Source organism: Paraburkholderia sp. JHI869 (genome assembly GCF_038900775.1).
Lineage (GTDB): Bacteria > Pseudomonadota > Gammaproteobacteria > Burkholderiales > Burkholderiaceae > Paraburkholderia.
In genome coordinates this window covers 16,096-37,161 of the sequence record NZ_JAYMSC010000055.1, presented here as the reverse complement: position 1 = coordinate 37,161, position 21,066 = coordinate 16,096, and the positions used below count along the sequence as shown (strand labels likewise).

Here is a 21,066-nt window from a genome sequence, read left to right as displayed (position 1 = left end):
CCCATAGCCCGCCCCGATACGCACAGGACAGGAGCAAACGAGATGCTGCAAAGATGGTCGATCCGCTCGACGCTCACGGGCGTCGGGGTCATTCTGGTTGCGCTGACCGTGCTGGTCGGCGCACTCGGGCTCGTCGCGCTCGGGCGTGCGAGCGACGCGTTCACCGAGATCGTGCGAGGCGATCTGGTGGCGATGCATGCGCTGAACGACGCGTCGTCGTATCTGCTGCGCACGCGCGTTGCGGTCGATCGCGCCAGCGCGCTCACGGCGGCAGGTCAGGCCGACGACGCGAAGAAGGTGATCGACCGCGCCCAGGAGTTGCTCGGCAAATCCAACGAAGCGTGGCAGGCCTTCCAGAACGCGCCGAAAGGCGGTCTCGACGCCGCCATGCTCGACACGCTCGCGGCCAAGCGCGCCACGTTGATGCAAGACGGCGTTCAGCCCGAATTTGCGGCCCTGCGCGCAAACGATCAACCCGCCTATCACGCCATCGCCGACACGAAGATCAGCCCGATGTTCGTCGACTACGACAACGTCGCGGGGCCGCTCGCGCAGGCGCTGGAAGACAGCGCACAGGCTCGCGAAGCGGGCGCGCACGACAAGATCGCTGTGATGCGCATCGCCATTGGCGTGGTGATCGCCATTGCGCTCGTGCTCGTGCTGGCGATCCGCGTCGCCATGCGCGGCCTCATCGTGCAGCCGCTCGAGGACGCCGTGGCGTGCTTCGAGCGCATCGCCCATGGCGATCTCTCGCAGACGGTGACCGTCTACAGCGACAACGAGATCGGACGGCTCTTCGGCGGCATCAAGCGCATGCAGGAAAGCCTCACCACGCTGGTGAGCGCGGTGCATACGGGCGCAAGCTCGATCGACGTGGGCGCGCGCGAAATCGCGATGGGCAACACCGACCTGTCGCAGCGCACCGAACAGCAGGCCGCTTCGCTGCAGGAAACGGCGTCGAGCATGGAGCAGCTCACCGGCACCGTGCGCCAGAACGCCGAGAACGCGCGCCAGGCGAGCCAGCTGGCCGTCAACGCCTCCGACATCGCGACGCGCGGCGGCGAGGTGGTGGGCGAAGTCGTGAACACGATGCAGGGCATCGCCGTGAGTTCGGCGAAGGTCGTGGACATCATCAGCGTGATCGAAGGCATTGCGTTCCAGACCAACATTCTCGCGCTCAACGCGGCCGTGGAAGCGGCGCGCGCGGGCGAGCAGGGCCGCGGCTTCGCGGTGGTGGCAGGCGAAGTGCGCAGCCTCGCGCAGCGCAGCGCCAGCGCCGCGAAGGAAATCAAGGAACTCATCAACGACTCGGCCGAGAAGGTGCAAAGCGGCTCGCAGCTCGTGGGCCGCGCCGGCTCGACGATGGAAGAAATCCTTCAGGCCGTGCGTCGCGTGACCGACATCATGGGTGAGATCAGCGCGGCGTCCGAGGAGCAGTCGGGCGGCATCGAGCAGGTCAACCGCGCCGTCACGCAGATGGACACCGTCACGCAGCAGAACGCCGCGCTGGTGGAACAGGCGGCCGCTGCGGCGGCGTCGCTCGAAGAGCAGACGCGCCAGCTGCAGAACGTGCTCGGCACGTGGACGACGGGCGCCGCGCAAGCGCGCAGCGTGAGTGCAAGCCCGGCTCGCGCGACGCCGGCGGCGCCGGTCGCCGCGAAACGCACGACGCCGTCTTCGGCTGCGGCGGGAGCGAAGGCAGCGGTGGCGACAACATCGGCGGACACCGCAGCGCAGGCGACGAAAACGGCAGCAAAGCCCGCAGCACAACCGGTGACCAAGCCGGCGTCCAAACCGGCAGCAAAGGCCGTTGCGCCTGCACGCGCCGAGACGCACGTGAGCACGGCGGCATCCGCCTCGGACGATTCGGACTGGGAAACGTTCTGATCGAACGCGGCATAGAAAAGTAGTGAAGTACTGAACACGACGAGCAACTGCAATGCACATGAGCGCTACACAACGGCATGACCTGCCGCGCCGGACCCCAGGGTCCACGCGCGCCGCGCAGGCCGCCCATGCGCCGCACGCATTGCAAACGGGCAGGCGCGGCGCGCAGCAGTCCTGCGCCGCGGTATCCCATGCAGTGGGCGGCGCGCAATGCGAAGGAATATCAGCATGAAAGCGCTGCGCAATTCACGTCACGACGCAGGCGACGCGCTCGCGCCCGGAGTCGAGAGCAACCGCGATTTCGATTTCACCTCGGCGGACTTCGAGCGCATTCGCGCGCTCATTCACCGCCGCGCGGGCATCTCGCTCTCGGACCACAAGCGCGACATGGCGTATAGCCGTCTCGCACGGCGCCTGCGCACGCTCGGCCTCGACAGTTTCCGCGAGTACCTCGACCAGCTCGAAGCACGCAATGACGCGAGCGAGTGGGAAGCGTTCACGAACGCGCTCACCACGAACCTCACGGCGTTTTTCCGCGAGGCGCATCACTTCCCGATCCTCGCGGATTTCGTGAAGCGCCGGAGTTCTCAACCCGTTTCGGTGTGGTGTTCGGCGGCGTCCACGGGCGAAGAGCCGTACTCGATCGCCATGACGCTCGTCGAAGCACTTGGAGACCGCGCCGCGCGCGAGGCGCGCGTGCTTGCCACGGACCTCGACACCCAGGTGCTCGCCAAGGCCGACGCGGGCGTGTACTCGTTCGACCAGGTGAAGCATCTGTCGCCCGAGCGCCTCAAGCGGTTCTTCTTCAAGGGCACCGGCTCGCACTCGGGGCTCGTGAAGGTGCGCCCCGAGCTGCGCGCAATGATCAAGTTCGAGCAGCTCAATCTCACCGACGCGGACTACGGCTTGCGCACGACGTTCGACGCGATCTTCTGCCGCAACGTGATGATCTATTTCGACAAGCCGACGCAGGCGCAGGTCCTCACGCGCTTCGAGCCGCTCATGAAGCCGGATGGCCTGCTGTTCGCGGGTCACTCGGAGAACTTCACCTACGTCACGCAGGCGTTCCGTCTGCGCGGGCAGACGGTGTACGAACTCACGCGCGGTGCGCAGGCCCAGGCCAATGCCGCACCGCGCCGCGCGAACGACGCGATCGGAGTGCCCGCATGAGCGCCCGCCTCCCGATCGCATCGAATCGCTATTTCGACACGCATTTCCAGCGTCCCGGCGTGAAGCTGTTGCCCAACGAGTTCTACACGACAGGCGAGGACATGGTGCTCGTCACCGTGCTGGGCTCGTGCGTGGCGGCCTGCATCCAGGACCGCACGGCCGGCATTGGCGGCATGAATCACTTCATGCTGCCCGACGACGGCGCGGACTCCGCCCACGCGCTCACCGGCGCCTCCGACGCGATGCGCTACGGCGCCTACGCGATGGAAGTGCTCATCAACGAGCTGATCAAGGCGGGCGGCCGGCGCGAGCGCTTCGAGGCCAAGGTGTTCGGCGGCGCGGCGGTGCTCGCGGGCATGACGACGATGAACATTGGCGATCGCAACGCCGCGTTCGTGCGCCGCTATCTGGCGACCGAGAACATCCGCATCGTCGCCGAAGACCTGCAAGGCTCGCATCCGCGCAAGGTGGCGTTCTTGCCGCGCACGGGTCAGGTGATGGTGAAGAAGCTGCGCCTCTCCCAGGACACGGGCGTGGCCGAGCGCGAACAGCAGCTCGCCGCGCAAACCGCCGAAGCGCGTGCCGAACGGCTCGCGCGTGCACGGGCGCGCGTCGAGCTGTTCGGGGTCGGCAGCGCCGCTCGCGCGGGTCCGGGCGCCACGGCGGCGGCTCATGCGACGAGCGCCACAAGCGCTGCCCATGCCGCAGCGCAAGCGACACAGATTTCCCATTCCCAGCCGCAGGGCGCGCGTCCTCGCATCGAGCTGTTCGGCTCGAGCGTGTCGTCCGCGCTGCGTGCATCCGGTCAAGACAACGCCAGGACAGTAGAGGAGGCGTGAACGCTGTGCAAAAAATCAAGGTTCTCTGCGTCGACGATTCGGCGCTGATCCGCAGTTTGATGACAGAAATCATCAACAGTCAGCCCGATATGACGGTCGTCGCCACCGCGCCGGATCCGCTCGTTGCGCGCGAGCTGATCAAGCAGCACAACCCCGACGTGCTCACGCTCGACGTGGAAATGCCGCGTATGGACGGCCTCGACTTCCTCGAGAAGTTGATGCGCCTGCGGCCCATGCCGGTCGTGATGGTGTCGTCGCTGACCGAGCGCGGCAACGAAATCACGCTGCGTGCGCTGGAGCTTGGCGCGGTCGACTTCGTGACCAAGCCAAAGGTCGGCATTCGCGACGGCATGCTCGAATACTCGGAAAAGCTCGCCGACAAGGTGCGCGCCGCCGCGCGCGCCCGCGTGCGCGCGCACCATGCCCCCGCCGCTCCCGCAGCGGGCGCGGCAGGCCACGCGCACAGCGCCCACGGCCACGCTGCGCACGCCGCGAGCCCGGCGCCGATGATCAACAACCCGCTCGTCTCGACCGAGAAGCTCGTGATCGTCGGCGCGTCGACGGGCGGCACCGAGGCGATCCGCGAAGTGCTGCAGCCGCTGCCGCCAGACGCGCCCGCGGTGCTGATCGCGCAGCACATGCCGCCGGGGTTCACGAAGTCGTTCGCACAGCGCCTGAACGGGCTGTGCCGCATCACCGTCAAGGAAGCGGAGCACGGCGAACGTGTGCTGCCCGGCCACGCCTACATCGCGCCGGGCCACGCACACCTCTTGCTCGCACGCAGCGGGGCGAACTACATCGCGCATCTGTCCGACGACCCGCCGGTCAACCGGCACCGTCCGTCGGTCGATGTGCTGTTTCGCTCGGCGGCGCTGCACGCAGGCAAGAACGCCATCGGCGTGATTCTCACGGGCATGGGCCGCGACGGTGCGGCCGGGCTGCTTGAAATGCGTCAGGCCGGTGCTTACACGCTCGCGCAGGACGAGGCGAGCTGCATCGTGTTCGGCATGCCGCGTGAAGCCATTGCAATGGGCGGCGCCGACGAAATCGCCTCGCTTGCAGACATGAGCCGGCGCGTGATGACCCGTCTCGCCTCGATGGGCGACCGGGTCCAGCGCGTCTGATGAACAACCAATATCGAGAGATCGTGTTGGCCGCAAACGCTTGCACGATCGCTCGCGATTAATTTATCTGGATAGGCAGTGCGCTTCTCTGGATAATTGCCCGGGTTTTCGCCTGGAGGAATGGAACGAGATGGATAAGGGAATGAAGATTCTGGTGGTGGACGACTTTCCGACGATGCGCCGGATTGTCCGCAACCTGCTCAAGGAACTGGGCTACTCGAACGTCGACGAAGCCGAAGACGGCGCAGCGGGCCTCGCCCGCCTGCGCGGCGGCAACTACGAGTTCGTGATCTCCGACTGGAACATGCCGAACCTCGACGGTCTCGCCATGCTCAAGGAGATCCGCGCCGACGCGAACCTGACGCATCTGCCGGTGCTGATGGTGACGGCCGAGTCGAAGAAGGAGAACATCATCGCGGCGGCGCAGGCTGGCGCGAGCGGCTATGTGGTGAAGCCGTTCACGGCCGCCACGCTCGACGAGAAGCTCAACAAGATTCTCGAGAAGATGGCCAAGACGGGGAGCTGACGTGAACGAGCCCATCAGTTCCGGTGAGTGGCCGGAAGGCGAGGGCGCCGAGCCGCTCCCGCAGCCTCCCGAGTTCGATTTCGGGGCGCCGTCTGCGGGCGAGGCGGGCGAGCTGGCGACGGACCGCATCCTCGCGCGCATCGGCCATCTGACGCGCAGCCTGCGCGACTCGATGCGCGAGCTCGGCCTCGACAAGCACGTGGAGCGCGCCGCCGAGGCGGTGCCCGACGCGCGCGACCGACTGCGCTATGTCGCGAACATGACCGAGCAGGCCGCCGAGCGCGTGCTGACCGCGATCGACATCGCCAAGCCGCTGCAAGAAACGCTCGAGCGCGACGCGAAGGAGCTGACGAGCCGCTGGGCGACGTGGTACGACGCGCCGATCGGCCGCGCGGAAGTGCGCCAGCTGATGGACGACACGCGCGCCTTCGTGGATAACGTGCCGCAAGCCACCGCGGCGACCAACCAGCAGCTGCTCGAGATCATGCTCGCTCAGGACTTCCAGGACCTGACGGGCCAGGTGATCAAGAAGATCATGGACGTGGTCTATCTGATCGAGCAACAGTTGCTCACCGTGCTGGTCGAGAACATCGCGCCGGAGCGGCGCGAGCAGTTCGCGGCCACGGCGGCGGCGCTCGCGGAAACCCAGAGCAGCACGGGCAGCCCCGAAGGCCTGCTCAACGGCCCGCAGATCAATCCGGAAGGCAAGACCGACGTCGTGCAGGACCAGGCGCAGGTCGACGATCTGCTCGCGAGCCTCGGGTTCTGACCCGGCGCGCATAGCTGGCCAGCAGTTGGCCGAACGGCCAACTGCCACATGGCGTCCAAGGCGGGCATACTAGTGCTCATGCCTTCGTGCACGGCCGCGGCAAGTTCCGCGGCGGTGCAACGGAGCATAGCCAGCCGTTGCCCGTCCTGCTGCGCCCCGCCGCGACGTTCCCGCGCGGCCCGACAGCGTATGGTGCAACGCGCCATCGCAAGAGGGAGGGGACGCCTTGTATCCATACACATCGTTCTGTGGCAAGGCGGCGCGCGTGCTCGCGCGCCGCGCCGCGCCTGGTTTTGCGCCCGGTTTTGCACCGGCTGCAGCGCTTGTCGGTTCAATGCTTTGCGCATTGCTCGCCGCGCCGCCTGCCAACGCCGCGCTCGGCGGCGCGCCCATGTCCACGCCCGCGGGCGCGAGCGTGAGCACCCTGAGCGCCGCCTCGGCGGCCGCCGCGGCCGGCAACGCGTCGGCCGTTGCGCGCGCAGCCACCCAGGGCGCCGCTTCCGGCGCTTCCACCGCTCCCGCCTACACCGTTCAGCAGACCACGCTCGCCAACGGCACCGTCGTGCGTGAATACCTCACGCAGGCCGGCACCGTATTCGGCGTTGCCTGGGACGGTCCGCAGATGCCCAATCTCGCCACGCTGCTCGGCGACTACTTTCCCCAATACAAGGCCGGCGTGAAGGCGAGCCACGCCGCCGGTCTCGTGCGCGGGCCGGGCGTGGTCGAAAACTCGAACGTCGTCGTGCATTCGGGCGGCCACATGGGCGCCTTCTCCGGGCAGGCATGGCTGCCGCAGGCGCTGCCTGCGGGCGTCAGCGCCTCCGATATCCAGTGACGAGCGGAGGCCGAACGTGCTGACATCAGTGCTGACTTCACGCCATTCGCGCGGCTTGTGCCTGCGCCCTTTCCGGGTCCTTTCGACCGCCGCGCTCGTCGCTCTGGTTTCGCTCGTCGCCGCCTGCGGAGGCGGGGGTGGCAGCAGCGGCAATAGCAATAGCAGTTCGAGCGGCAGCAGCGGCAGTGGCTCCGCGGTTCCCAGTCCCACGCAGCAGCCCACTGCGGCCACTGCCGCGAACACGGTAGCCGTCACCGTCGACCGTGGGCTGACGGGCACGCTGCCGAACATTCCCACCGTTACCCTGAAGGTTTGCGTGGCCAACACGAGCACCTGCGATACCGTCAGCAACGTTCAGGTGGATACGGCTTCGTTCGGCCTGCGTCTGCTTGCATCGGCGCTGCCGAATGTGCTGAGTTCGCTGTCACCTGTCATGCTCAACAACGTCAACCTCGCCGAATGCACGGCGTTTGCCGATGGCTACACATGGGGCACCGTACGTTCCGCCGACGTCAAGATCAGCGGCGAGACGGCGTCCAATATTCCGATCCAGGTGATCGGCGACCTGGGCTCGAACACGGTGCCGTCCGCGTGCGCCGCCTTTGGCAACGCGCAGAACACGGTGCAGGACCTGGGCGCGAACGGCATTCTCGGTATCGGAGTCGCACCGTATGACTCCATCGGCGCTTACTACTCGTGCCCAGGCAACACGAACTGCACTGCCGTAACGGTCTCGCAAACCCAAATGGTGGCCAATCCGGTGCCGAAATTCGCCGACAACAACGGCGTGATCCTGGAGATGGCGCCGGTGTCTGACAGCGGCGCGCCCAGCGCGACGGGCACGCTCGTGTTCGGCATCGGCACGCAGTCGAACAACGCGATGAACGCCTCGCAAAGCTTCGCCACGGACCAGTGGGGCAGGCTCAGCTCCACGTTCAACGGACGTACGCTTCAGACCTTCCTCGACTCCGGCTCGAACGCGATCTTCTTCGCCGACAGCAGCCTGCCGCAGTGCGGCGGCAATCTCGGCACGTTCTACTGCCCGTCTTCGACGCAGTCCTTCAGCGCGGCGCTCGTTTCCAACAACGGTGCGACGTCCGGCACCGCGACTTTCAATGTTGCGAATGCAAGCTCGCTGCTCGGCAGCGGTACGAACTATGCGGCCAACAACCTGGCCGGGCAGTTCGGATCGTCGACGACCCTCGACCTGGGGTTGTCGTTCTTCTATGGCCGCTACGTGTACTACGGCATGGACATGACCGCGACCGGCGGCAAGGCGCCGTACGTCGCGTACTGAGCGTGTTTATCGTGAGATTGACGGCCCGCGAGCGCATCCGCGCCTCGCGCGCCGGCGCTCGCCGATGATCGCGCCCCGGTTCCATCGGCCGAAATACCCTGATTTCCCCGCCTTACTCCGTCAATCGGTGCTTGGCTGTCGCGGCAATAATCGCTGTCACTGAAAAAGGGCGCGCGCCAGCCGCGCAGCCGCGATGAGCGGCGCGTGCCCGAGACCGGAGCATGCGTGGCTGAGGACAGCGACCTCGAGAAAACCGAATCCGCCACTCCCAAGCGCCTCGAAAAGGCGCGGGAGGAGGGGCAGGTTCCGCGTTCCCGGGAGCTGGCGACGTTCGCGCTGCTCTCGGCGGGCTTCTATGGCACGTGGATGCTCTCCGGCACGATCGGCGAGCATCTGCGGGCCATGATGCGCGGCGCGTTCACGTTCAATCACGCCAGCGCATTCGAAACACGCCGCATGCTCATCGGCGCGGGCGTAGCCGCGCGCGAGGGGCTCCTGGCGCTCATGCCGGTGCTCGCGCTCACGGGGCTCGCCGCACTGCTTGCGCCCATGGCGCTCGGCGGCTGGCTCATCTCGACGAAATCGCTGGAGCCGAACTTCGGCCGCCTCAATCCGATGTCGGGGCTCGGCCGGATCTTCTCCGTGAACGGGCCGATCCAGCTCGGCATGTCGCTCGCCAAGACGCTCGTGGTGGGCGTGATCGGCGGCTGGGCGCTATGGAGCCGGCGCGAAGAGATTCTCGGGCTCGCCATGCAGCCCGCGCCGCGCGCGTTCGCCGACGCGATGCATCTGATCGGCGTGTGCTGCGGCATGACGGTCGCCGGCATGTTCGTGGTCGCCGCGCTCGACGTGCCGTATCAGCTCTGGTCGTACTACCGCAAGCTGCGCATGACAAAAGAAGAGGTCAAGCGAGAGCACCGCGAGAACGAAGGCGATCCGCACGTGAAGGGACGCATTCGCCAGCAGCAGCGCGCCGCCGCCCGCCGCCGCATGATGACCCAGGTGCCCAAGGCCGACGTGGTCGTGACCAACCCGACGCACTTCGCCGTTGCGCTCAAGTACGCCGATGGCGAAATGCGCGCGCCGAAGGTCGTCGCCAAGGGCGTGAACCTCGTGGCCACGCGCATCCGCGAGATCGCGGCCGAGAACAACGTGCCGCTGCTCGAAGCACCGCCGCTCGCCCGCGCGCTCTACTACAACGTCGACATCAACCGCGAAATTCCGGGGCCGCTCTACGGCGCGGTCGCCCAGGTGCTCGCTTGGGTCTATCAGCTCAAGCGCTTTCGCGAGCATGGCGGCGACGTGCCGATGGAGCCGACCGATCTCGACGTGCCACCCGAACTGGACAAGGGCGCGGTGAGCGACGAAGACGAAGCCAGCGAAGCCGACGAAGCCCTCACACCCGAGGAGCGCACGGCCGCCGAGGCCGCCAGACGCGCAAACGCAGCGAATAGCACGAACGCCGCCAACGCCGCGAACGCGGCGGACGCAAACAACGCATCGAACACCGCCGGCCGCGCCGATTCCAGTACGAAGCGCGACGGCACTGAAGGAGCAACAGAATGAACGCCCGCACCGGTTTCCTCGCGCGGCGCCCGGAGATGCTGCAAAGCACGAATCTGCGCGCGCTGGCGGGACCGATCCTGATCTGCATGATCCTCGGCATGATGATTCTGCCGTTGCCGCCGTTCCTGTTGGATCTGCTGTTCACCTTCAACATCGCGCTTTCGGTGATGGTGCTGCTCGTCAGCATGTACACCATGAAGCCGCTCGACTTCGCGGCGTTCCCGAGCGTGCTGCTGTTCTCCACGCTCCTGCGGCTTTCGTTGAACGTGGCCTCCACGCGTATCGTGCTGCTCGAAGGCCACACCGGCCCCGGCGCCGCGGGCCAGGTGATCGAGTCGTTCGGCCACTTCCTCGTGGGCGGCAACTTCGCCGTGGGTATCGTGGTGTTCGTGATCCTGATGGTCATCAACTTCATGGTGATCACGAAGGGCGCGGGCCGTATCGCCGAAGTCTCCGCGCGCTTCACGCTCGACGCGATGCCCGGCAAGCAGATGGCGATCGACGCCGACCTGAACGCGGGCCTCATCAACGAAGAAGCGGCCCGCAAGCGCCGCAGCGAGATTGCCCAGGAAGCCGAGTTCTACGGCTCGATGGACGGTGCGAGCAAGTTCGTGCGCGGCGACGCCATTGCCGGCCTGCTGATCATGGTGATCAACATCGTCGGCGGCCTGATCGTGGGCGTCGTGCAGCACGGCATGCCGCTCGCTTCGGCGGGCGAGACCTACACGCTGCTCACCATCGGTGACGGCCTCGTCGCGCAGATCCCGTCGCTCGTCATCTCGACGGCGGCCGGCGTGATCGTCTCGCGCGTGGCGACCAACGAAGACATCGGCACGCAGCTCACGGGCCAGCTCTTCACGAACCCGCGCGTGCTCATGATCACGGGTTCGATCATCGTCATGATGGGTCTGATTCCCGGCATGCCGCACTTTGCGTTTCTGCTGCTCGGCGGCGGCGCGATCCAGCTTGGCCGCACGATGAAGAAGAACGCCGAGGCGAAGAAGGTGAGCGCCGTGATCGCCGACGCCGCGCCCGCCGCGCTCGCACCGGTCGAAAACGCCGAGGCGACCTGGGACGACGTGGCGCTCATCGACACGCTCGGCCTCGAAGTGGGCTACCGCATCATTCCGCTCGTCGACAAGAACACCGACGGCGAGCTGCTCAAGCGCATCAAGAGCATCCGCAAGAAGTTCGCGCAGGAAATCGGCTTTTTGCCGCCCGTCATCCATATTCGCGACAACCTGGAGCTGCGCCCGAACGCCTATCGCATCGCGCTGAAGGGCGTGGAAGTGGGCACGGGCGAGGCCTATCCGGGCCAGTGGCTCGCGATCAACCCGGGCCAGGTGAGCGCGGTGCTGCCCGGCACGCCGACCATGGACCCGGCGTTCGGCCTGCCCGCCGTGTGGATCGATTCGAACGTGCGCGAGCAGGCGCAGGTGTTCGGCTACACGGTGGTCGATTCGAGCACGGTGGTGGCGACGCACCTCAATCACCTCGTCGTCATGCACGCGGCCGAGCTGCTCGGCCGCCGCGAGGTGCAGGCGCTGCTCGAGCGCGTGCAGAAGGACACGCCTTCGCTCGTGGACGACCTCGTGCCGAAGGTGCTGCCGGTCACGACGCTGCAAAAGGTGCTGCAAAACCTGCTGGAAGAAGGCGTGCCGATTCGCGACATGCGCACGATCATGGAGTCGCTCGCGGAGCACACGCCGCGCTTGACCGACGCGCACGATCTCACGGCGGCGGTGCGCATCTCGCTTGGCCGCGCGATTACGCAGCAGTGGTTCCCCGGCAATGCCGACATGCAGGTGATGGGCCTCGACGCGAACCTGGAGCGTGTGCTTTCGCAGACGCTCACCTCGGGCCCGAACCCCGGCCTCGAGCCCGGCCTCGCGCATACGCTGCTCGCGCAGACGGAGCAGGCAATGGGGCGTCAGCAGGCGCTGGGGCTTTCGCCCGTGATGCTCGTGCAGCACGCGCTGCGGCCCATGCTTTCGCGCTTCCTGCGCCGCAGCCTGCCGCAGCTCAAGGTGCTGTCGTATGCCGAGGTGCCGGATACGCGCAATGTGAAGGTGGTGAATGTGATCGGGGCGGGTTGAGCGCGCCGGGTGCGCTTTGCAGACGTCACAGCGTTTCGAGAAGCTCGAGCGTTTCCGGATGCTTCTCGACCAGCTTGATGAGGACTGCGGCCTGCGCGTTGGGCTTCGCCTTGCCCTGTTCCCAGTTCTGCCACGTGCGCACATTGACGCGCAACCGCCTCGCCATGACGGCCTGAGACACATTGACCGACTCGCGCACGGACTTGATCTCGTCCGCCGTGACATCGATTGGGTCTGCCACGTCCAGCGACACCTTGTGCAGCGTGAGCTTGCCTTCACGCTCCGCCGCGAGTTCGTCGAGCCCCTGCTTGAGGGCATCAAAAAGGCGGCCTTTCTTCATTTGCCGGTCCTCCGTTCAACCTCGGTGTTGAGCATTGCGCTGAGCGCTTTCGCTTCATGGGGCGTGAGGTCGTCCATCTCGTCCTTTGCGTAGATGAAAAACATCCAAAACTGCGCGCCGCCCACCCAATAGTAGTAGATCACCCTGAGTCCGCCGCGCTTTCCCTTTTGGCGGCGCGAATCCTTGCAGCGCAATTTGCGCAAGCCCCCCGTGTGCTTGATGACGTCGCCCTTTGCTGGATTGGCCAGCAACTCGTTTTGGAGCGCCCGATACTCGTCGTCATCGAGATAATCGGGGCGCCGGTCACGGAACAAGGAAAGCTCTACGAAGATGGCGTTCATAGGCGCAATGTAATTATACGCAATTTGCGTATAGATTGAGGCAGACTTTCACTACGGCCAGTCCGCGTTCGGGAGAAACTTACGGCTCGCAAAGCACGACTTCGTTCGACGCAACTGGGCCTTCTCGCGCCACAAGTGCGCTTTTCGAATGGACTTTTGACTTGCCGCAAGGCCTGCTGGCCCGCTGGACAGCAAGGCGCAAACCCTCATGCACGTTCCGCTACCGCGCGCTTCGGGCCTGCCCGGCGTTCCGCCCGCCCCCCCGTCACCGATTCCGCGAATTACCCGCATTTCTCCGCCCTGATCCATCGATCATGGGGGCCTCACCTTCGAAATAATTCCAACATCGGAAAAGGTCTTGCGAGCGACGCACGGCCGGCAGCAATCCAGCGCCATTCCAGCAACAGACGACCGGCGGCGGCATAAGCCGCTCACCTCATCAGGGGCACAGCTTGAACATTCGCAAATTCATCGGTGGCACCAGCCGCGACGCGTTACGGCTCGTACGCGAAGCGTTGGGTGCGGACGCCGTCGTTCTGTCGAACCGTACGCTCGACGACGGCAGCGTTGAAATCGTCGCGCTCGCGGACCGCGATCTCGCGGCGATCGCGCCGGCCGATGCTGCCGCAGCGCAAGGTCTGGGCGGCTCGGGTGCTCAGGGTGGCCAGGGTGGCCCGTTCGCGCAGCCTTCCGCCGCGATGACGCAAATGCCGCGCACGCCGCGCGCCGCGTCCGGCGCAGCCCCGGCGGCGCTCGCCGCCCCGATTGGCGGTGCGAACCCCTACGCGAGCGGCATGCCGGACGTGTTCTCCTCCGTGTTTGGCGCAAGCCCGGAAGTGGGCGCCGAAAAGGGCGGCGCGAATGCCGACGCCGATGCCGATGGCGATCACGCCGCGGACACCGCGGTCTCGCTCGGCCAGGAAGCGTCGGCGGCTTCGGCCGCCATCGCGCCGCTTTCGCCTTCTTCGCGGGCAGCAGCTGGCCAGCAGGCCGCGCAATCGCCGATGCCCGCGACGCTGCAGTCCACGATGCAAGCGGCGCAGCTGGCACAGCAAGCCATGCCGGGTCAGCAAACGCCGCTGCAAATGGCGCTGCAGGCCGCGACCGAGTCGCTCGCCACGCCGGCCTTTGCGCCATCGTTTGCGTCCACGGCGCCGGCCGCGAACGCCAGCGCCCCGGCCGTCGCACGTGAAGCCGCCGCGCGCCTCGAACAGGCCGCCGCAGCGCACACGAGCGACGTGCCGCGCACGATGGCCGAGTCGAACCCCTGGCTGATCGACCACGCCCGCCGCATCGCGAACCAGCAGAATGCGCCGCGCGTGCCGGCCATGACGCCCGCGACCGCAGCCGCACGTGGTCTTGGCAATGTCGCCGACCCGGTGCTGCCGCCCGACGTCGACGCCAGCACGCCCGACTGGGCGCTGGAAGCCGCTCATGTCGCCGCGCGCCGCGCCGCGCAGCGCCTCGGCCACGGCCCGGAGGCCGCCGGTCCCGCGCCCACGTCCAGCAAGAATGCCGACGCCGCGCAAACCGTGAGCGAGGCGATCCGCGCGCGCATCGAGCAGGTTGTGAACGAAACCGTGATGAACGAGCTCGCCTCCATGCGCGGCATGATGGAAGAGCAGTTCGCGGGCCTCCTCTGGGGCGAGCGCCAGCGCCGCAGCCCGGTGCAGGGCGCGCTCACCAAGCAGCTTTTCGCAGCAGGCTTTTCGGCGCAGCTCGTGAAGATGATGATCGACCGCCTGCCCGAAGTGGAAACCGAAGAGGCCGGCATGGAGTGGCTCCAGTCGGTGCTCGAATCGAACCTGCCGGTGCTCGAAGACGAAGAAGCGCTCATGGAGCGCGGCGGCGTGTTCGCGCTGATGGGCCCGACGGGCGTGGGCAAGACCACGACCACGGCGAAGCTCGCCGCGCGCTGCGTGATGCGCTTCGGCGCAAGCAAGGTCGCGCTGCTCACCACCGACAGCTACCGTATCGGCGGCCACGAGCAACTGCGCATCTTCGGCAAGATCCTCGGCGTTTCGGTGCACGCGGTGCGCGACGGCGCGGACCTCCAGCTCGCGCTCACCGAACTCAAGAACAAGCACATCGTGCTGATCGACACGATCGGCATGAGCCAGCGCGATCGCGCCGTGGCCGACCAGATCGCCATGCTGTGCGGCGCGGGCCGCCCGGTGCGGCGCCTTCTGCTGCTCTCGGCGACCAACCACGGCGACACGCTCAACGAAGTCGTGCAGGCCTACCAGAGCGAAAACGCACCGCTCACGGGCTGCATCCTCACCAAGCTCGACGAGGCGACCAACCTCGGCAGCGCGCTCGACACCGTGCTGCGCTACAAGCTGCCGGTGCATTACGTCTCGACGGGCCAGAAGGTCCCAGAGAACCTCTATGTGGCGACGCGCCGCTTCCTGATCCGCAGCGCTTTCTGCATTCCGCGAGAGAGCTCGCCGTTCGTGCCGCACGAAGACGATATCCCGGCGCTGCTGTCGGCTCTCTCGACGCGTTCGAATTCGCAGGCTCCCGAGGTCAGGTTTGGATAAGTTCGTAATCGATCAGGCAGAAGGGCTGCGCCGGCTTCTCGCGCGCGAAGGCTCGCGAGTGGTCGCGGTGACGGGCGGTGCGGGTTCGCCCGGACGCACGACCACCGTGGTCAATCTCGCGGCTGCGCTCACTGCGCAGGGCAAGGACGTACTCGTCATCGACGAGTGTCTGGGACCCCGCTCGGTCTGTTCGCTGATAGGCGGAGTACGCGGCGCCGGCAACTTCGCCGCCGTGATGCGCGGCGAGCGCACACTCGACGAAGCCGTGGGGCGTCACGCGCTCGGCTTCGGCGTGCTGGCCGCCTCGCGCGACAACCGCGCGCAGTACACGAGCGCGCAACTGCACAAGGTCATTTCGGGCCCCGCCGACATCGTATTGATCGACGCGCAGCTCGATGCCGAAGGCGCGCTGTCGCCGCTCGCCATGCACGCGCACGACGTGCTGATCGTGATGCGCATCGGTGCGCAGTCGATCACGGACGCCTATGCGTGCATGAAACGGCTGCACTTCGCGCATGCGATCGCGCAGTTTCGCGTGCTCGCGAATCATGTGGCGAACGCAAGCGACGCGCAGACCGCGATCGAGAATCTCGCGGGGGTGGCGAGCCGCTACCTGAGCGTGTCGCTCGACAGCGCCGGAAGCGTCGCTGCCGATCAACACATGGCGCAGGCACTCAAGCTCGCGCGCTGCATCGTCGATGCGTTTCCGTCGACATCCGCCGCGCGCGACTTCCGGCACGTGGCAGCCGAACTGCCGCACTGGCCCATGCGGCCCGCGGTCTCGGCGTGCTCGCCGGCCACCGCGCGCGCGAGCGGCTCGCTCGTCGCGACGCACGAAGAACATGAAGCGGCGGGCGACGCACCCGCCGACGACCTGGACGGCGCGCCGCAAGCCGGCGTCCAGCTACACGCTGCGCATGCAACGCATGGAACGCACGCAACGCAAGGAACAAACGCCGCACACAGCACGCTCGCCGCGAACGCCGATTCGTTCGTAGCGGCCGTGACGGGTGTGCATCCCGCACCCAATGCAACATCCGCGTCCGCACCGGCCCACGTGGGCTGGCGGACCGATACGCCCGCGCAGCGGACGTCGCCGCAGCACGTCTGACGTGCGCACGACGACGCCAATCAGGGACATGAGAAGTGGAGAGCACGATGTCGATGTATAACGCTCAAGGAAAAATTTCGCAGGCCGACGTGCTTGCGAAGTACGCGCCGCTCGTGAGACGGCTCGGCTTGCAGCTCGTGGCGAAAATGCCGGCGAGCGTGGACCTCGACGACCTGATCCAGGCCGGCATGATCGGCCTGCTCGATGCGGCCAATCGCTACAAGGAAGATCAGGGCGCGCAATTCGAGACCTATGCGAGCCAGCGCATTCGCGGCGCGATGCTCGACGAGCTGCGCAGCAACGACTGGCTGCCGCGCAGCCTGCGCCGCACCTCGCGCGAAGTGGAAAGCGCGGTGCACAAAGTGGAGCAGCGGCTCGGGCGCTCGGCGAGCGAGGCGGAGATCGCCGAGCATCTGAGCATGCCGCTCGACGAGTACCAGAGCATGCTGCAGGACCTGCACGGCAGCCAGCTCATTTACTACGAAGACTTCGACCGCTCCGCCGAGGACGAACCGTTCCTCGACCGCTACTGCGTCGATCATTCGGACCCGCTGTCGGCGCTGCTCGACGACAGCCTGCGCGGCGCGCTCGTCGAGGCGATCGAGCGGCTGCCCGAGCGCGAGAAGCTGCTCATGTCGCTCTATTACGAGCGCGGCATGAACCTGCGCGAAATCGGCGCGGTGATGGAAGTGAGCGAGTCGCGCGTGTGCCAGCTGCACAGCCAGGCAGTGGCGCGTTTGCGCACGCGCCTGCGCGAGATGTCGTGGGCCGGCCAGGAGAATTGAGGCGGTAGACGGGTCCGCGCGGCGGTTGTGAGCGCGGGCCGGGTGAGGCGAGGGTGAAAAAGCCGGGGTGCGGGAGCACTCCGGCTTTTTTGTTGGCCGACTGGATTGCACAAACAAAAAAGCCGAAGCATCACCGCTTCGGCTTTTTGTCTTTGGCGAGCTGGGTGCTTACAGCCCGAACGCCGGCAGCCGCCCATCGGGACCGTACAGCATCGCGCCGCCGCCCGTTTCGCCGCGCAGGATCGAGAGCGCGCGGCGGTTATGCTCCATGCGCGTGCGGATCATCATGCCGATCGTGAGATTCCTGCGGCGCGCGCGTTCGGTCGAACCTTTGAGCAGCGCCCACTGGCTCGCAAGGCGCGTGTCGCCGTCGCAGGCCATTTCGATGCCTTTACGGCCGCTGGGGAGACCGAGGCCTGCCAGTTGCGCGTCGCGCGCCTTTTCGAGCCCAGCCAGACGCTGCGTGAGCGTGGTCTTCTGCTCGACGATCTGCGGCAGCGCCTCCATGCCGTCGGCCGACACGAGCGCCTTCTCTTCATAGGCGAGCAGCGACGCGAACGCCTCAACCGTGGCGTGTTCGTCGATCAGTGTGGCCAACAGGGCATCTTTCATTGCTAGGCACCAAAAAAAGCGAGGTTTGCGCGGCGCTCGTTGGTCGAGTGTCAGTTGCCTGACGTCGGCTTCATGAGGTCGCGGGCGGTCTGGATCACGCCGTCGGCAATCTTGCCGGAGTCGATCTGCAACGTGCCGTTGCGGATCGCGTCCTTGATCGACTGGACGTGCGCCGTGTCGATGTCGGCCGAGCCGCTCGCGGCGAGCGAGCGCATCGTCGACGAAAGCGACGAGAGGCTCACGTTCGCGCCGCCTTGGGCGGCACCGGCCGTGCCTGCCGCGCCAGTGGTGGCTGCGGTGTCGGTACCGGCGGCGCTTACGCCGGTCGAATCAGCTTGCGAGCGCGCGAGGCCATCCTGCAGCGTGCGCGGATCATTGCGGGTGGAGGAGTCAACTTTCACGATGGGCTTTCCTGATCGATTTGACCTTGATAACGGCATAGGTCGGGCCGAACTTTAGCGCGAAAATCCCACCGTTACATGCTGTTACGTGTGCTGGCGCACAAAGCCGGAAACGGCCGGATCGGGCCGCCGGGCGGGGCTGAAGCCACCGCGTTCCGGCCCTTACCAGCGCTTACCGGCCCTATATTTGCACCTGCACGGTTCCGGCGTCCTTGACCACGCCCGAGATGATCTGGCCGCCGCTCGTGCGCACGCGCACCTGCTGGCCGGGCTCGGCGTTGTTGAGCGCGCTGCCTTCGGCGGAGATCGTGAAGTTGCTGCCCACGGCGATCACTTTCACCGTCTGGCCGATGACCACCGAAGCCGCGCTGCGCAGCATGTCGGTGCGCAGCGGCAGTCCCGCGGCAATGCGCGCGAGCGCGACAGCGCCCGTCGCCTGGTTGGGATCGGTGATGATGGTCTGCGGCAGGCTCGCGAGGTCGCCCGCGCGCGGCATGAAGTCGGCGGCCGAAAGGGCTTCGCCCGCGCCGATCTGGCGCGAGGCCACGTAGTAGTTCACCTCGACGGCCACGCGTGCGCTCACATAGAGCGTCCACGGCTTCGCACCGATGCAGCGCACGCCCACGGTCGTGTGGCCATACGTGCGTGCGCCCGGCGGCATGAACGGCTCGAGCGAGGTGCACGCGGCGAGGCCGCGCGGAAACACCGGCGCGACCGTGATGTTCACGTGGCCCGGCAAGCCCGCCGACTGCTGCTGCAGGAAGTTGAGCGCGACGGCGCGGATCGATTCGCCGTCCTGCTGGCCCGGCGGCGTGGTCTGCACGTTCGTGGCGACGGCGCTGGTATTGGGAGCGGGCGGTGCGCTGGTGCTTGCGTTGGCAACGTTCGCAGCCGGCTTCGCGTTGGCGACCGCCGCCGCACCGGCGTCCACGACCACAGGGGCGACGCGGTTCGCGGCGCTCGACAGGTTCACGCGCTGAAGCGCGCCCGCGTTGTTCGGGTTGGCCGCCGGCACGCGCATGGGTTGGGCGCTCGCACCCGGCGAAGGAATCGTGACGATGCGCGGCGCGTCGCCTTGGGCCGGGCGCTCGCCGGGACCCGGAATCGTGATCATGCCGTTCGACTCGACGCCCGCGCGCGCATCCTCGGGCACGCCGCGCGAATTCAGATCGGCGTAGCTGGCCGCGCGCAGCGGCGCGGCGTCGCTCGCGGGCGCGTTGGCGGCAGCATTGACGGGCGCCGCCCCGGCAGGCTTCTTCGCGTTGCTGACGAGCAGCGCGTTCATCTGCGCCGCGTCGGAGCCCGCGCGGTCGCCGTTGCCCGCAATAAAGATCTGCCCGGCCGCGCCCTCGGGCTGCGCCGGGGTCTGCGCATGGGCGCTCGCGGCACCCAATGCGCAGGCAATCGCGCACGTCCAGGACGCGCGCCACGACAGCGCGCGCGCACGCCGCTCCAGGCCGGCGTGCGGCCTACGGATAGAGGCAGTCTGCGGCATCGTCGTTCTCCATCGAATGCATTAACACGACTCGCATTCTAGGCGGCGGCCCCCGGGCGCTTGCGTCGAATAGAGGGGCGCTTTACCGGCTATTCGTCCGATTGGTTCTTGCCACCCCCGCCTAATATTCCACTCCATGCGCAAAGGCCTTCGGACCACGCGCCTAACGTTTGCGCCGGTTTCCCCGCCTTTTGGCGAGCCCGCCGCGCTCACGCCGAATCCTTTTCGTTTCACGGAGAACGCCCGATGCTGGACAAACTCGATGCCGAATTCGCCTTTGGGCGCGAAGCGCTCGATGTGCGCGCCACGCGGCAGGCATTGATCTCTTCGAACATCGCGAACGCCGACACGCCGGGCTACCAGGCGCGCGACGTGGACTTCTCGGCCTCGCTCGCGGGCGCACTGCGCCAGCAAGGCGCCGGCGGTACGGTGGGCATGACGGCCACCTCGGGCGGCAACGCCCAGCCGCTCGCCATGGCGCAGCCCGCGGGCGTGACCAGCGGCATGACGATGGCGGCCACGGAGTCGGGCCACATGGCCGGCGACGCGAAGCTGATCCCGACGGGCGGTCCGACCGATGCCTACAAGAGCCAGCTCATGTACCGCACGCCGGTGCAGCCCGCGCTCGACGGCAACACGGTCGACCTCGACACCGAACGCGTGCAGTTCGCCGACAACGCGCTGCACTTCGAGTCCGGCATGACGGTCGTCTCGCAGCAGATCAAGACGATGATGTCCGCGATCACCTCGGGTTCGAGCTGATCGACGCAGGCAGCGCAGCCGGAAAACGCAGTAACGAAGCCATGAACGACCAACGCGCGCGTGACGCGCACCTGATGTGAGGTCAACGAAACCATGCCATCCCTGATGAACATTTTCAGCGTTGCGGGCTCCGCCATGACGGCGGAATCGCAGCGTCTGAACGTGACGGCGTCCAATCTCGCCAACGCCGACAGTACGACCGGCCCCGACGGCCAGCCGTACAAGGCGAAGCAGGTCGTGTTCGCGGTGAATCCGCTCGGCGGCGCGCGCACGGCCTCGGGCCAGCAGGTGGGCGGCGTGAGGGTGACCGGCGTGGTGGACGACCCCACGCCCATGAAGCAGACGTACGACCCCGACAATCCCTCCGCCAACGCGGACGGCTACGTGACGATGCCCAACGTCGATCCGGTGCAGGAGATGGTGAACATGATCTCGGCGTCGCGCTCGTACCAGGCCAACGTCGAAACGCTGAACACGGCCAAGACGTTGATGCTCAAGACGTTGACGATCGGGACCTGAAGCGGAACCTGAAGTACAGCACACCGCAGTAATACAGAGACCAGCGGGCGC

The 21,066-nt window shown here is 66.9% G+C and carries 17 protein-coding genes and 3 pseudogenes; 15 read left to right on the top strand and 5 right to left on the bottom strand.

Annotation, left to right across the window (positions count from 1 at the left end):
- Positions 1–42 precede the first annotated feature (42 nt).
- The 10 genes and pseudogenes from VSR72_RS42345 (at position 43) to flhA (ending at position 12,109) form a co-directional block, all read left to right on the top strand.
- Positions 43–1,887 (top strand): methyl-accepting chemotaxis protein, encoded by a 1,845-nt coding sequence (locus VSR72_RS42345; protein ID WP_342958134.1) that lies wholly within the window; start codon positions 43–45, stop codon positions 1,885–1,887.
- A 228-nt stretch (positions 1,888–2,115) separates the two neighbouring features.
- Positions 2,116–3,057: a CheR family methyltransferase gene (locus VSR72_RS42340; protein ID WP_342958125.1), complete on the top strand. Its 942-nt coding sequence runs from the start codon at positions 2,116–2,118 to the stop codon at positions 3,055–3,057.
- Entirely contained in the window at positions 3,054–3,896 is an 843-nt protein-coding gene (cheD, locus tag VSR72_RS42335) for a chemoreceptor glutamine deamidase CheD (RefSeq protein ID WP_342958124.1), read from the top strand. Before VSR72_RS42340 ends, cheD begins: the two co-directional genes overlap by 4 nt.
- Positions 3,893–5,020 carry a chemotaxis response regulator protein-glutamate methylesterase gene (locus tag VSR72_RS42330; RefSeq protein ID WP_342958123.1) on the top strand — a complete coding sequence of 376 codons (1,128 nt, stop codon included), beginning with the start codon at positions 3,893–3,895 and terminating at the stop codon, positions 5,018–5,020. Before cheD ends, VSR72_RS42330 begins: the two co-directional genes overlap by 4 nt.
- A 130-nt stretch (positions 5,021–5,150) precedes the next feature.
- Positions 5,151–5,546 (top strand): chemotaxis response regulator CheY, encoded by a 396-nt coding sequence (gene cheY, locus VSR72_RS42325; RefSeq protein ID WP_028203354.1) that lies wholly within the window; start codon positions 5,151–5,153, stop codon positions 5,544–5,546.
- Between the two features lie 109 nt (positions 5,547–5,655).
- Positions 5,656–6,315: pseudogene (gene cheZ / locus VSR72_RS42320) on the top strand (protein phosphatase CheZ); the annotation flags it as partial.
- A gap of 334 nt (positions 6,316–6,649) precedes the next feature.
- Positions 6,650–7,150: a DUF2844 domain-containing protein gene (locus VSR72_RS42315; RefSeq protein ID WP_342958133.1), complete on the top strand. Its 501-nt coding sequence runs from the start codon at positions 6,650–6,652 to the stop codon at positions 7,148–7,150.
- Between the two features lie 55 nt (positions 7,151–7,205).
- Positions 7,206–8,447: a DUF3443 family protein gene (locus tag VSR72_RS42310; protein WP_342958132.1), complete on the top strand. Its 1,242-nt coding sequence runs from the start codon at positions 7,206–7,208 to the stop codon at positions 8,445–8,447.
- A gap of 225 nt (positions 8,448–8,672) precedes the next feature.
- Positions 8,673–9,845: pseudogene (gene flhB / locus VSR72_RS42305) on the top strand (flagellar biosynthesis protein FlhB); the annotation flags it as partial.
- Between the two features lie 164 nt (positions 9,846–10,009).
- Positions 10,010–12,109: a flagellar biosynthesis protein FlhA gene (flhA, locus tag VSR72_RS42300; RefSeq protein WP_342958122.1), complete on the top strand. Its 2,100-nt coding sequence runs from the start codon at positions 10,010–10,012 to the stop codon at positions 12,107–12,109.
- 25 nt (positions 12,110–12,134) lie between these two features.
- Here the strand turns inward: flhA and VSR72_RS42295 are convergent, their stop codons facing one another.
- Both VSR72_RS42295 and VSR72_RS42290 read right to left on the bottom strand, forming a co-directional pair.
- Positions 12,135–12,449: a type II toxin-antitoxin system MqsA family antitoxin gene (locus VSR72_RS42295; protein WP_342958121.1), complete on the bottom strand. Its 315-nt coding sequence runs from the start codon at positions 12,447–12,449 to the stop codon at positions 12,135–12,137.
- Positions 12,446–12,790, bottom strand: a complete 345-nt coding sequence (locus tag VSR72_RS42290) for a toxin (RefSeq protein WP_342958120.1) — start codon at positions 12,788–12,790, stop codon at positions 12,446–12,448. The genes VSR72_RS42295 and VSR72_RS42290 overlap by 4 nt, the downstream gene beginning before the upstream one ends.
- Before the next feature lie 452 nt (positions 12,791–13,242).
- On the opposite strand from VSR72_RS42290, the gene flhF reads away from it, so the two are divergent.
- The 3 genes and pseudogenes from flhF to VSR72_RS42275 all read left to right on the top strand — a co-directional run bounded on the left by flhF (position 13,243) and on the right by VSR72_RS42275 (position 17,226).
- A complete protein-coding gene (flhF, locus tag VSR72_RS42285; protein ID WP_342958119.1) occupies positions 13,243–15,330 on the top strand; it encodes a flagellar biosynthesis protein FlhF in 2,088 nt (695 codons plus the stop codon).
- Positions 15,323–16,105 (top strand): annotated as a pseudogene (locus VSR72_RS42280) (MinD/ParA family protein); the annotation flags it as partial. The gene flhF and the pseudogene VSR72_RS42280, both read left to right, overlap by 8 nt.
- A 389-nt stretch (positions 16,106–16,494) precedes the next feature.
- A complete protein-coding gene (locus VSR72_RS42275; protein ID WP_342958131.1) occupies positions 16,495–17,226 on the top strand; it encodes an RNA polymerase sigma factor FliA in 732 nt (243 codons plus the stop codon).
- 168 nt (positions 17,227–17,394) lie between these two features.
- On the opposite strand, the gene VSR72_RS42270 is transcribed toward VSR72_RS42275, so the two are convergent.
- The 3 genes from VSR72_RS42270 to flgA form a co-directional block, all read right to left on the bottom strand.
- Positions 17,395–17,838 carry a flagellar protein FlgN gene (locus VSR72_RS42270; protein WP_342958118.1) on the bottom strand — a complete coding sequence of 148 codons (444 nt, stop codon included), beginning with the start codon at positions 17,836–17,838 and terminating at the stop codon, positions 17,395–17,397.
- A 50-nt stretch (positions 17,839–17,888) separates the two neighbouring features.
- Positions 17,889–18,239, bottom strand: coding sequence for a flagellar biosynthesis anti-sigma factor FlgM (gene flgM, locus VSR72_RS42265; RefSeq protein ID WP_342958117.1), 351 nt, complete (start codon positions 18,237–18,239; stop codon positions 17,889–17,891).
- Between the two features lie 181 nt (positions 18,240–18,420).
- Positions 18,421–19,734: a flagellar basal body P-ring formation chaperone FlgA gene (gene flgA / locus VSR72_RS42260; RefSeq protein WP_342958116.1), complete on the bottom strand. Its 1,314-nt coding sequence runs from the start codon at positions 19,732–19,734 to the stop codon at positions 18,421–18,423.
- Positions 19,735–19,980: 246 nt separating this feature from the next.
- Between flgA and VSR72_RS42255 the strand changes: the two genes are divergently transcribed.
- Both VSR72_RS42255 and flgC read left to right on the top strand, forming a co-directional pair.
- Entirely contained in the window at positions 19,981–20,496 is a 516-nt protein-coding gene (locus tag VSR72_RS42255; RefSeq protein ID WP_342958115.1) for a flagellar basal body protein, read from the top strand.
- 93 nt (positions 20,497–20,589) lie between these two features.
- Positions 20,590–21,015 carry a flagellar basal body rod protein FlgC gene (gene flgC, locus VSR72_RS42250; protein WP_133183396.1) on the top strand — a complete coding sequence of 142 codons (426 nt, stop codon included), beginning with the start codon at positions 20,590–20,592 and terminating at the stop codon, positions 21,013–21,015.
- Positions 21,016–21,066: the final 51 nt, after the last annotated feature.